An 11252-nucleotide genomic window follows, 5' to 3' on the forward strand; every position below is an offset into this window, starting at 1 on the left:
CGATGTACACCGTCCCCGACCAGTCCGGGAAGCTCGTCGTCGTCACCGGGGCCAACAGCGGCACCGGCAAGGAGGCCGCGCGGCGGCTCGCCGGGGCGGGCGCCCGGGTGGTCCTCGCCGTCCGGACACCGGACAAGGGCGAGGCCGCGAAGGCCGAGATCCTGCGCGAGCACCCCGCGGCACAGCTGGAGGTCCGCCGGGTCGACCTGGCCGACCTCGCGTCCGTCGAGGAGTTCGCGGCCGGCCTGCTCGACCAGGGCACGCCCGTCGACACCCTGGTCAACAACGCCGGCGTGATGGCCCCGCCCACCCGCTTCACCACGGCCGACGGGTTCGAGCTGCAGTTCGGCAGCAACCACCTCGGCCCGTTCGCCCTCACCGTGCGACTGCTCCCGCTGGTCCTGGCCGCGCCGGAACCGCGGGTCGCGACCATGAGCAGCGGGGCGGCGCACCTCGGCCGCATCCGGTTCGAGGACCTGCAGTGGGAGCGGCGGTACAGCCCGACGCTCGCCTACGCGCAGTCGAAGCTCGCGAACCTGCTGATGGCGCGGCAGCTCTCCACGCTGGCCCGCGAGCGGGGCTGGACCCTGCGCAGCACCGCCGCCCACCCCGGGTTCACCCGCACCAACCTGCAGACCGCCGGGCCGACGATGGGCCGGACCAGGCCGAGCCTGATGGGCCGGGGAGTGGGGGTCCTGCCGTCGCAGGAGCCGCGGCAGGGCGCCGAGCCCCTGCTGTTCGCCGCGGCCGACCCCGCCGCGACCGACGGCGGCTACTACGGACCGGACGGGCGGTTCGGCCTGGTCGGGACCACCACCGAGGCCCGGGTGCCGCGCCGGGCACGGGACGGCGACCTGGCGGCCCGGCTGTGGGCCGAGTCCGAGCGGCTCACCGGCGTCGCGCTCCCCGTGGCGGCGTGACTCACCCGCCGTGCGTGGCGGCGCTCTGGTAGTCGGTGTAGGTGTACGGGTTGTCGAGGATCTTGGTCTCCGGGACGTCGGGGTTCATGCCCTGCGCCCACGCCTCCTCGCCGAGCGTCGACCGCAGGTGCTCGACGGTCCGCTCGACCGTCGCCCGCGCCGCCGCCAGGTCGACGTCGACCAGCCGGCCCGCCCGCTTCACGATCCGCCCGCCCACGAGCACTGTGTCGACGTCGCCGCGCTGGGCCTGGAAGGCGACGTGCCCGTAGGGGTTGAGCAGCGGGAACATCACCGGCGAGTGCTCGTTGCGGATCAGCACCACGTCGGCGGACTTGCCCACCTCGAGGCTGCCCAGCTCGGCGTCGCGACCCAGCGCCCGGGCCCCGCCCAGCGTCGCCCATTCCACGACCTGCTCGGCGCGCAGCGCGGCGTGGGTGACGGTGTTCCCCTTGGCGTGCGCCTCCAGGTGCTCGCGCGAGCGGTCCGCGCCGAGGGTGGTGCGCATGGCGGAGAACAGGTCGCCGCTCCACCACACCGAGGTGTCCATGGACAGTGACACCGGGATCCCGTGCAGCCGCAGCGCCCAGGTGGGCGGGTAGCCCTGGCCGGCACTCTGCTCGCTCTCCGTGGACACCGACACCGAGCCGCCGGTGGCCGCGATCCGGTGGTAGGAGTCCGCGGACAGGGTCGCGGCGTGCACGTAGACCGACTCGGGCGTCATGAAGCCGTGCTCGTGCATGAGCCGGATGCCGTCGTCGTTCGTGGCGCCCCAGACCCCGGCGTGCGTGGTGACCGGCGCGCCCAGCTCGCGGGCCACCTCGAAGGCCTGCTTCTCCGGGAACGCCGGGTCGCCGGTCACGTCGAAGGCCATCTGGAAGCCGAGCAGGTCGTCCCGGCGGCGGGAGACGAAGTCGCGGAACTCGGGTGCCGCGCTCCACTCGGCCGGCGCCTGCTGGATGTTGCCGTAAGCCAGCACGAACCGGCCGGGCACGGCCTGCAGCGCGTCGACGGCGGCGTCGGCGTGGTCGACGGTCTGCAGGCCGTGCGACCAGTCGACAGTGGTGGTGACGCCGGCGTCGAGCGCCTCGAGCGCGGAGAGCAGGTTGCCCGCGTGGACGTCCTCGGGCCGGAAGGCCTTGCCCCACTCCAGGTAGTACCAGACGAAGTACTGGGTCAGGGTCCAGTCGGCGCCGTAGCCGCGCATGGCCGTCTGCCACATGTGGCGGTGCGTGTCGATCATCCCCGGCATGACGACGCCGCCGGTCGCGTCGATCTCGACGGTGCCCTCGGGCACCTCGAGGTCCGGGCCGAGGGCGGCGATCCGGCCGTCGGTGACGAGCAGGTCCTGACCGGCGAGGACCCGCTTGGCCGGGTCCATCGTCAGCACGGTCCCGCCGCGGAGGACGATCGGGCGCCCCTCGGTCGACTCGCTCATCGGCTCGCTCCCTCGCGATCTTCGGACCATCGTCCGCCTGTCGGTCAGCCCCGCGTGCGGGCTACTGTGGTCGAGCCCGTCGGCGGTGTCAATCACTCCGGGCCCGGGGCGGGCCCGCCCCGGTACCGCCCTGACCGGCCCGCGGACGCGGCCGGGCTACGGTGGGCGCCGCACGCGGCGGGACGGGGGTACGCATGCCACGCGAGGGAACGGGTCCGGACTTCATCGAGGCCCTGGCCCGCGGGCTGGACGTCATCACGGCGTTCCGGCCCGGCCGGCCCGTGATGTCCCTGGCCGAGGTCGCCGCCGCCGCGGACCTCGCCCGGCCGACGGCCCGGCGCATCCTGCTCACCCTCGCCGAGCTCGGCTACGTCCGCGCCGAGGAGCGCGGCTTCGCACTGACCCCGCGGGTGCTGGACCTGGGCGTGGCCTACGTCCGGTCGACCGGCCTGTGGGAGGTCGCCCGCCCGCACCTCGAGCGGCTGGTCGAGCGGACGAACGAGTCGTGCTCGATCGCCCAGCTCGACGGCTCGGACATCGTCTACGTCGCGCGCGTCTCGGTGCCCAAGATCGTGTCGCTGGCGGTGCAGATCGGCACGCGGTTCCCCGCGCTGCAGACCTCGCTGGGCAAGGTCCAGCTCGCCGCCCTCCCGCCCGACGAGCTGGAGCGCGTGCTCGCCGAACCCACCCGCTCCGGCCTGGTCCCGCGGTGGCAGCCGGACCGCGCGGAGCGGGACGCGGTGCTGCGCGAGGTGCGGGCCCGCGGCTGGGCGCTCACGGACGAGCAGCTCGCGCCCGGCATCCGCTCGGTGGCCGCGCCCCTGCGGGACGGGTCGGGCCGGGTGATCGCCGGGGTCAACGTCAACTGTCACGCGGCGGAGACGTCCGTGGAGCACCTGCGCGAGCACCACCTGCCGCTGCTGCTTCACGCAGCCGGGGAGATCAGCGCGGACTTCGCCCGGCTGGAGACCGTCCCGCACGTGACGGTGCCCGGCTCGTCGCGCCCCGCTTGACGCCGCCCGCCTCAGGTCGAAGAATCCGAGGCGCGACGGACGGATGTCCGTTCAGCGGACAGGAGGGTATCGGATGAGTGCGCCCGATCCCACGACAGGAGGCCCGCTCGCCGGCCTGCTGGTGGCCGACTTCTCCCGGATCCTGGCCGGCCCGTACGCCACGATGCTGCTGGCGGACCTGGGCGCCGAGGTGGTGAAGGTCGAGGGCCCGGCCGGCGACGACACCCGGACCTGGATGCCGCCGGTCCGCGAGGGCGTCTCGACCTACTTCCTGGGCATCAACCGCGGGAAGCGCTCGATCGCCCTGGACCTGCGCGACGAGTCCGACCTGGCCGCCGCCCGCGAGCTCGCCCGGCGCGCCGACGTCGTCATCGAGAACCTCAAGCCGGGCGGGATGGCCCGCTTCGGGCTGGACTACGACGCGGTCCGGGGGTCCAACCCCGGCGTCGTCTACGCGTCGATCAGCGGGTTCGGCTCCGGCCCGGGCCGGGACGTGCCGGGCTACGACCTGATGGTGCAGGCCATGTCCGGGCTGATGTCGCTCACGGGCGACGCGGACGGGCCGCCGTACCGGGCCGGGATCTCCGTCTTCGACGTCATGGCCGGCAACCACGCCGCGATCGGCATCCTCGCCGCGCTGCGGCACCGCGACCGCAGCGGCGAGGGCCAGCACGTCGAGGTCAACCTGCTGTCCTCCGCGCTGACCGGCCTGGTCAACCACAGCTCCGCCTGGGTCGCGAGCGGTACCGTGCCCTACCGGATGGGCAACGCCCACCCCAGCGTCTTCCCCTACGAGCCGCTCCCCACCGCGGACGACGACCTGATCGTCGCCGCCGCCAACGACCCGCAGTTCCGCAAGCTCTGCGGCGTGCTCGGGATCCCGGAGGTCGCCGACGACCCGCGCTTCGCCCGCAACGCCGACCGCACCGCGAACCGCGAGGAGCTGCGGCCGGTCCTGGTGGAGCGGCTACGGCAGAAGACCGCGGTGGAGTGGTTCGACCTGCTCACCGCGGCGGGCGTGCCGTCCGGGCCGATCCAGACCATCGACGGCGGCTTCGCCATGGCCGAGCGGTTCGGGCTCGACCCCGTCGTCCCCGTCGGGGAGGGTGATCGTGCGGTGCCCACGACCCGGCACCCGATCCGGTTCTCCGCCACGCCCGCGGTCTACCGGTTCCCCCCGCCGGAGCTCGACGAGCACGGCGCCGAACTGAGGAAGTGGCTGAGCGAGGATGCCTGACCAGCACGAACCGGTCCGCGAGTACCCGACCGCACTGGGCGCGGCGTCCCTGGACACGATCACCCTGCTCGGCCAGGACCTGGCCGACGACGTCATGGGCCAGGTCGGGTTCGGCGAGCTCGCCTTCTGGCTGGCCAGCCAGCGCCGCCCGAGCAAGGGCGAGACCCGGGTGTTCGAGGCCGTGCTGGCCGCGCTGGCCGACCACGGCTTCACCCCGACCGCGATCGTCACCCGGCTGACCTACCTGTCCGCCCCGGACTCGGTCCAGGGCGCGCTCGCCGCAGGCCTGCTCGGTGGCGGGTCGCGGTTCCTCGGCGTGACCGAGGACTGCGGGCGGTTCCTGCACGAGCGGCTGCCGGACCAGCTCCCGATGGACGACGCCGGCTGGGACGAGATCGCCCTGCGGGTCGTGCGGGAGCAGCGCGAGGCGAAGAGGTTCGTGCCGGGTCTCGGCCACCATGTGCACAAGGACGGCGATCCCCGCACCCGCCGGCTCTACGCGATCGCCCGCGAGGAGGACCTGGTCGGGCCGCACCTGGAGCTGTTCGCCGCGATCGGCCGCGTCCACCCGCAGGTCCTGGGCCGGACCCTGCCGCTCAACGGCGCCGGCGTCTGCGGCGCCGCGCTGGCCGACCTGGGCCTGCCGATGGAGCTGCTGCGCGGGTTCGCCCTGCTCGCCCGCACCGCCGGGCTCATCGGCCAGCTCGCGGAGGAGCTGCGGCACCCCGTGGGCAACGACATCTTCCTGTCCGTCGACCTCCACAACAGGCCGGTCGACCCGGACCCCTACCGACCGTCCTGACGGTGCGGGACCTGTGACGAACGCGGGAGGCAGCGATGAAGCTGGTCACCGAGGAGAACATCACCGACCTCGCGGTGGAGCGCTGGTCCACGGCCCGCGACCCTCGCACCCGTGAGGTGCTCACGGCGCTGGTCCGGCACCTGCACGACTTCGCCCGCGAGGTCCGGCTGACCGAGGCCGAGTGGATGGCCGCGATGCAGTGGCTGACCGCGACCGGCCAGATCAGCGACGAGAAGCGCGAGGAGTTCATCCTCGCCTCGGACGTGCTGGGCCTGTCGATGCTCGTCGTGCAGATGAACAACCGGCTCGACCCCAGTGCGACCCCGGCGACGGTGCTCGGCCCGTTCCACATCGACGGCTCGCCGGAGCTGGACTTCGGCGGCGACATGTCCGACGGGCTGCCCGGCACCCCGCTCTACATCAGCGGCAGCGTCACCGCGCTCGACGGGACCCCGGTCGGCGGCGCCGTGCTCGACGTCTGGCAGTCCGACGCGGACGGCGTGTACGAGGCCCAGTTGCCCGAGATCGACGAGGCGCGGCTGCGGGCCAAGTACACGACCCGCGCCGACGGCTCCTACTGCCTGCGGACCATCGCCCCGAAGGGCTACGCCATCCCGATGGACGGCCCGGTGGGTGACCTCATCGGGCGGACGGAGATCAGCCACTTCCGGCCCGCGCACGTGCACTTCCTCCTCGCCGTCGACGGCTACGCGCCGCTGATCACGCACCTGTTCGAGGAGGGCGCGGAGTTCCTGGACAGCGACGTCGTGTTCGGCACCAAGCAGGAGCTCGTGGTGGCGTTCGAGGAGCGCGAGCCCGGACCGACGCCCGACGGCGGCAAGTCCGACGTGCCCTGGCTCGAGGCCCGGTACGACTTCCGCCTGCAGCCCGCATGAGCGCAGCTTGCGGAGCGAACCTGGACACCGACCCGTGCGCGCCGCCCTGATCCCCGAGCCCGGCCGGCCGCCCGTGGTCGCGGACCGCGAGCCGCCGGAGCCCGGGCCCGGCGAGGTCCTCGTCGAGGTCCTGGCCGCCCCGATCACCCCGCTCGACGTGCTCTGCGCCTCCGGCCGCTCGTACTTCGGCGTGCCGCGCACCCCGTACGTGCCCGGTGTGCAGGGCGTCGGCACGCTCGACGGCCGCACGGTGTGGTTCCCGACCCCGGCCGGCATGGCACCGGGCGACGGCAGCATGGCCGCGGTCGCGTGCGTCCCCGAGGCCGACCTCGTCCCGCTGCCCGCGGGCGTCGACCCCGTCCGGCTGGCCGCGCTCGGGCTGTCCGCCGTGGCCGCGCACCGCGCGCTGCTGAGCACCGGCGGCCTGAGGCCCGGCGAGACCGTGATCGTGCTGGGCGCCGGCGGCGTGGTCGGCCAGGTCGCCGTGCAGCTCGCCCGGCTCGCCGGGGCCGCCCGGGTCGTCGCGGGTGCCCGGTCGGCCGCCGCTCGGGAGCGCGCCTCCGCCGCCGGCGCCGACGCCGTGGTCGCGTTGGACACGGACGACGTCGCCGAGCTGGCGGGCCGGTTCACCGAGGCCGCCGGCGGCCCCGCCCACCTGGTCCTCGACCCGCTCTACGGGGTGCCGGCCGCCGCCGCGGCGCAGGCGCTCGGGCCCGGCGGACGGCTGGTCAACCTCGGCAGCTCCGCCGGGGACACCTTCCCGGTCGACTCCTCGACGCTGCGCAGCCGCTCGCTGCGGGTGCTCGGCTACACCAACAACGCCCTGACCAGGGAGGAGCGCGCCGAGTCGGTCGCCCACCTCGCCGGGCAGGAGCTGACCGTCGCCCACGAGACCGTCCCGCTCGCGGACGCCGGCGCGGCCTGGGAGCGCCAGGCCGCGGGCGCCGCGCAGGGCCGGATCGTCCTCGTCGTCTGAGTTCCTGGAGGAGCCCGTGTCGCCGTCGCTTCCGCTGCTGCCCACCTCCCTGGTCGGCAGCTACGCCCAGCCCGAATGGTTGATCGACCGCGCCCGGCTGGCCGGCCGCTTCCCGCCCCGGGTCCGTGCCCGCGAGCTCTGGCGGATCCCGCCGGAGCACCTCGCCGAGGCCCAGGACGACGCGACCCGGGTCGCGATCCGGGAGCAGGAGGAGGCCGGGCTGGACATCGTCACCGACGGGGAGATCCGGCGGGAGAGCTACTCCAACCACTTCGCCACCGCGCTCGACGGCGTCGACGTCGACAACCCCGGCACGGCGCTCGACCGCAGCGGGCACCCCAACCCGGTGCCGCGGATCGTCGGGCCGATCTCCCGCCCGCGGCCCGTGCAGGTCGACGACCTGCGCTTCCTCAAGGCGCACACCGACCGCACGGTGAAGATGACGGTGCCGGGCCCCTTCACGATGTCCCAGCAGGCGCAGAACGACCACTATCCGGACCTCGAGTCCGCAGCGATGGGCTACGCCGCCGCCGTGAACGACGAGATCCGGGACCTGTTCGCGGCCGGTGCCGACGTCGTCCAGATCGACGAGCCCTACCTGCAGGCCCGCCCGGACGCCGCCCGCGCCTACGGGCTGGCCGCGCTCAACGCCGCGCTCGAGGGGATCACCGGCACCACCGTCGTGCACCTCTGCTTCGGCTACGCCGCGATCATCCACGAGCGCCCCGAGGGGTACTCGTTCCTGCCGGAGCTGGCCGGCTGCACCGCCGACCAGATCTCCATCGAGACCGCGCAGTCCGGGCTGGACCTCGGGGTGCTCGCCGACCTCAAGGACAAGACGATCCTCCTCGGCGTGATCGACCTGTCCGACCACGCCGTGGAGTCCGTCGAGACCGTGGCGGCGCGGACGCGGCGCGCCTTCGACCGGCTCCCGGCCGAGCAGATCGTCATCGCCACGGACTGCGGGATGAAGTACCTGCCGCGCGACTCGGCGGTCGGGAAGATGCGGGCGATGGCGGGCGCCGCGGCCCTGCTCCGGGAGGAGCTCGCGTGACCGGACTCAGCCGAGCGAGTCGCGCCAGGCGATCCACTCCTTGAGCAGGGAGAGGTCGTGGTCCGGCCCGCCCACGCCCACGGTGAACAGCGAGACCCCGACGTCGAGGAGCTCCTGCGCGGCCTCCGACGGCGGCTTCTGCACGCCGCAGGACCGCGCGATCTCGCCCGGGTCCCGGCCGATGTCGCGGCAGTGCCCGTCGAGCACGGCGCACTTGTGCCGCACGGTGTCGGCGTCGCCGAAGCCGTGCCAGATCGCGGCGTGCTCGGCGGTGTAGCGAAGCGTCTTCTTCTCCCCGCCGCCGCCGATGAGGATCGGGATGTCGCGGGTCGGGGCGGGGTTGAGCCTCGACCAGCGGTCGCGGATGCGGGGCAGGGCCGCGCCGAGGTCGTCGAGCCGCCGGCCGGCCGTCTTGAAGTCGTAGCCGTACTCGGCGTAGTCCTTCTCGAACCAGCCCGATCCGATGCCGAGGATGAGCCGGCCCTGCGAGATGTGGTCGACGGTGCGGGCCATGTCGGCCAGCAGCTCGGGGTTGCGGTAGCTGTTGCAGGTCACGAGGGCGCCGATCTCGACGCGGCTCGTGGTCTCCGCCCAGGCCCCGAGCATGGTCCAGCACTCGAAGTGCTTGCCGTCGGGGTCGCCGTAGAGCGGGAAGAAGTGGTCCCAGTTGAAGACGACGTCGGCGCCGGCCTCCTCGGCGGCGAGCAGCGTGTCACGGATGCGGCCGTAGTCGGCGTGCTGGGGCTGCAGCTGCAGCCCGATGCGGACGGGAGCGGTCATGCCGCCATCGTGCTCCCGATCATGCGGTCGGACATCCCGGGGCCGACGGCTGCTCGGCCGATGAGTTCCGGGGCAGGGCGCGGTCCACCGCCCGTCGACCCGAGGAGGCACACCATGATCAGCGGCATCCACACCGTGGCGCTCACCGTGCGGGACCAGGACCGGGCGCTGGAGTTCTACGTCGGCGCGCTCGGCCTCGAGAAGCGGAGGGACGCCCCCTTCGGCGAGGGCCGCTGGATCGAGGTCGCCCCGGCCGGCTCGGCGACGTCGATCGCACTGGTCGCCGGCGAGCCCGCGCCGGGCGGCCTGGGCACCGCGGTCCGGCTCGCCAGCCCCGACGCCGATGCGGCCCACGCCGAGCTGCGCGAGCGCGGCGTCGACGTCGATCCCGAGGTGCTGCGCATGGGCGAGTACGCCCCGCCCATGTTCACGCTGCGCGACCCGGACGGGAACGTGCTCGTGGTGGTCGAGATCACCCAGTAGCGGTCAGGACTGACTGTTACTGTCCGGGCGTCCCCAGCGCAGAGGAGGAGCCCGTGAGCGAGCAGGACGCCCTCGCCGGCCGCACCATCCTGATGTCCGGCGGCAGCCGCGGCATCGGGCTGGCCATCGCCGTCGCCGCCGGCCGGCGCGGCGCCAACGTCGTCATCCTGGCCAAGACCGACCAGCCCGACCCGCGCCTGCCCGGCACGGTGCACACCGCCGTCGCCGAGATCGAGCAGGCCGGCGGGCAGGCGCTCGCCGTGGTCGGCGACGTCCGCAAGGAGGAGGACGTCGAGCGCGCCGCGGCACAGGCCGTCGAGCGGTTCGGCGGGATCGACGTCGTGGTCAACAACGCCTCGGCGCTGAACCTCACCGGCACCGAGGAGCTCAGCGTCAAGCGCTACGACCTGATGCAGCAGATCAACTCGCGCGGCACGTTCCTGCTGTTCAAGGCCGCCCTGCCGCACCTGCGCAAGTCCGACCGGGCGCGCGTGCTCACGCTGTCTCCGCCGGTCACGATGGCACCGCACTGGCTCGGGAAGTTCCCGGCCTACGCGCTGTCCAAGTTCGGGATGACGATCCTGACCCTGGGCTGGGCGGCCGAGTTCGCCGACGCCGGCATCGCCGCGAACTGCCTCTGGCCCGAGACCGCGATCAAGACCGCGGCCGTGCAGAACCTGCTCGGCGGCACCGACACCGTGGACCGCTCGCGCGACCCGGAGATCATGGCCGACGCCGCCATGGCCGTGCTGTCCCTGCCGCAGGAGCGCAGCGGCGAGACCATCATCGACGTGCAGATCCTGCGCGAGACCGGGGTCACCGACTTCACCCGCTACGGCGGCGGCGACGACCCCGAGCTCGACTTCTTCGTCGACGAGCTCAGCGCGGCGTCCGAGTAGGGCACGGCGAGGTAGGGCACCGCGAGGTAGGGCACTGCGAGGTAGGGCACTGCGAGTAGGAGCCTGCGCGGAGGGGCTTCTGAGTAGGGCGGGAGTACTTCGGCGGACGCGTCCGGCGGGCCGGCCTCCCTAGCGTCGAGGCGTCCCACCCACCTCGTCGAAGAGGAACGCCATGGACCCCATCCGCGCGGCCCGCGCCGGCGCCGTGCTCTGCGTCGTCGGCGCCCTGGGCGCCGTCCTGTTCTCCGCCGCCCTGCTCGCCGGCTTCGCGCCGGCGGACGAGTCGCCCTACCTGCTCCCGATCTACGTCGCGACGCTCGCCGGGGTGGTCGCGCTGGCCCTCACCGGAGCGGCGGCGGGCGGGACGGGCCGGGTCGGCGTCGCCCTCGCGATCGTCGGCCTGCTCGGTTTCATCGCCGCCGAGGCCGCCTCGCCGGGCCCGACCGGCGACGCCCTGTACGCCGTCGTGCCCCTGCTGACAGCGCTCGGGATGCTGCTCGCCGGCGCCGCGGTGCTGCGCTCGGGGCGGTGGAGCGGGTGGCACCGCGTCGTGCCCCTGCTCGTCGGCGCGTGGATCGTCGTCGTCGCCGTGCCCGTGATCATCCTGACCGGCGGCCCGGGCCCGGGCGCCCCGGCCGCGGTGACCGCCCTCGGCGTCTGGCACCTGCTGTGGGCCGCGCTGGGCGCCGCGGTGCTCGCCGAGACCCGTACCGGGGAGCGCGTACCGGCCTGACGCTTGCCCGGGCCGGTCACCCGG

At 74.0% G+C, this 11252-nt stretch carries 12 protein-coding genes; 10 read left to right on the top strand and 2 right to left on the bottom strand.

Annotated elements, in window-relative coordinates:
- Positions 1-2: 2 nt before the first annotated feature.
- Entirely contained in the window at positions 3-920 is a 918-nt protein-coding gene (locus tag PKE99_RS13750; protein ID WP_037048445.1) for an SDR family oxidoreductase, read from the top strand.
- A 1-nt stretch (position 921) separates the two neighbouring features.
- Here the strand turns inward: PKE99_RS13750 and PKE99_RS13755 are convergent, their stop codons facing one another.
- Positions 922-2355, bottom strand: coding sequence for an amidohydrolase family protein (locus PKE99_RS13755; protein ID WP_037048444.1), 1434 nt, complete (start codon positions 2353-2355; stop codon positions 922-924).
- 194 nt (positions 2356-2549) lie between these two features.
- On the opposite strand from PKE99_RS13755, the gene PKE99_RS13760 reads away from it, so the two are divergent.
- From PKE99_RS13760 to PKE99_RS13785, 6 genes are all read left to right on the top strand, one after another.
- Entirely contained in the window at positions 2550-3368 is an 819-nt protein-coding gene (locus PKE99_RS13760; RefSeq protein ID WP_037048441.1) for an IclR family transcriptional regulator domain-containing protein, read from the top strand.
- A gap of 73 nt (positions 3369-3441) precedes the next feature.
- Positions 3442-4605, top strand: a complete 1164-nt coding sequence (locus PKE99_RS13765; protein ID WP_037048440.1) for a CaiB/BaiF CoA transferase family protein — start codon at positions 3442-3444, stop codon at positions 4603-4605.
- Positions 4598-5407: a citryl-CoA lyase gene (locus PKE99_RS13770; protein ID WP_037048438.1), complete on the top strand. Its 810-nt coding sequence runs from the start codon at positions 4598-4600 to the stop codon at positions 5405-5407. The genes PKE99_RS13765 and PKE99_RS13770 overlap by 8 nt, the downstream gene beginning before the upstream one ends.
- A gap of 35 nt (positions 5408-5442) precedes the next feature.
- Positions 5443-6303, top strand: a complete 861-nt coding sequence (locus PKE99_RS13775; protein ID WP_037048437.1) for a dioxygenase family protein — start codon at positions 5443-5445, stop codon at positions 6301-6303.
- Positions 6304-6337: 34 nt separating this feature from the next.
- A complete protein-coding gene (locus PKE99_RS13780) occupies positions 6338-7279 on the top strand; it encodes a quinone oxidoreductase family protein (protein WP_156067738.1) in 942 nt (313 codons plus the stop codon).
- Positions 7280-7295: 16 nt separating this feature from the next.
- Positions 7296-8333, top strand: a complete 1038-nt coding sequence (locus PKE99_RS13785; RefSeq protein WP_051737757.1) for a uroporphyrinogen decarboxylase family protein — start codon at positions 7296-7298, stop codon at positions 8331-8333.
- A 6-nt stretch (positions 8334-8339) separates the two neighbouring features.
- On the opposite strand, the gene PKE99_RS13790 is transcribed toward PKE99_RS13785, so the two are convergent.
- Positions 8340-9113, bottom strand: a complete 774-nt coding sequence (locus tag PKE99_RS13790) for an LLM class F420-dependent oxidoreductase (RefSeq protein ID WP_037048435.1) — start codon at positions 9111-9113, stop codon at positions 8340-8342.
- A gap of 114 nt (positions 9114-9227) precedes the next feature.
- Between PKE99_RS13790 and PKE99_RS13795 the strand changes: the two genes are divergently transcribed.
- The 3 genes from PKE99_RS13795 (at position 9228) to PKE99_RS13805 (ending at position 11228) form a co-directional block, all read left to right on the top strand.
- Entirely contained in the window at positions 9228-9596 is a 369-nt protein-coding gene (locus PKE99_RS13795) for a VOC family protein (RefSeq protein WP_037048433.1), read from the top strand.
- Positions 9597-9649: 53 nt separating this feature from the next.
- Complete coding sequence (locus PKE99_RS13800; RefSeq protein WP_037048431.1) at positions 9650-10495, top strand: SDR family oxidoreductase; 846 nt, start codon at positions 9650-9652, stop codon at positions 10493-10495.
- Between the two features lie 172 nt (positions 10496-10667).
- Positions 10668-11228, top strand: coding sequence for a hypothetical protein (locus PKE99_RS13805; protein WP_037048429.1), 561 nt, complete (start codon positions 10668-10670; stop codon positions 11226-11228).
- Positions 11229-11252 lie beyond the last annotated feature (24 nt).

This window comes from Pseudonocardia halophobica (genome assembly GCF_027922425.1).
GTDB lineage: Bacteria > Actinomycetota > Actinomycetes > Mycobacteriales > Pseudonocardiaceae > Pseudonocardia > Pseudonocardia halophobica.

Coding starts and splice junctions, on each gene's coding strand:
- PKE99_RS13750 (WP_037048445.1), top strand. CDS start 3: ATGTACACCGTCCCCGACCAGTCCGGGAAGCTCGTCGTCGTCACCGGG.
- PKE99_RS13755 (WP_037048444.1), bottom strand. CDS start 2,355: ATGAGCGAGTCGACCGAGGGGCGCCCGATCGTCCTCCGCGGCGGGACC.
- PKE99_RS13760 (WP_037048441.1), top strand. CDS start 2,550: ATGCCACGCGAGGGAACGGGTCCGGACTTCATCGAGGCCCTGGCCCGC.
- PKE99_RS13765 (WP_037048440.1), top strand. CDS start 3,442: ATGAGTGCGCCCGATCCCACGACAGGAGGCCCGCTCGCCGGCCTGCTG.
- PKE99_RS13770 (WP_037048438.1), top strand. CDS start 4,598: ATGCCTGACCAGCACGAACCGGTCCGCGAGTACCCGACCGCACTGGGC.
- PKE99_RS13775 (WP_037048437.1), top strand. CDS start 5,443: ATGAAGCTGGTCACCGAGGAGAACATCACCGACCTCGCGGTGGAGCGC.
- PKE99_RS13790 (WP_037048435.1), bottom strand. CDS start 9,113: ATGACCGCTCCCGTCCGCATCGGGCTGCAGCTGCAGCCCCAGCACGCC.
- PKE99_RS13795 (WP_037048433.1), top strand. CDS start 9,228: ATGATCAGCGGCATCCACACCGTGGCGCTCACCGTGCGGGACCAGGAC.
- PKE99_RS13805 (WP_037048429.1), top strand. CDS start 10,668: ATGGACCCCATCCGCGCGGCCCGCGCCGGCGCCGTGCTCTGCGTCGTC.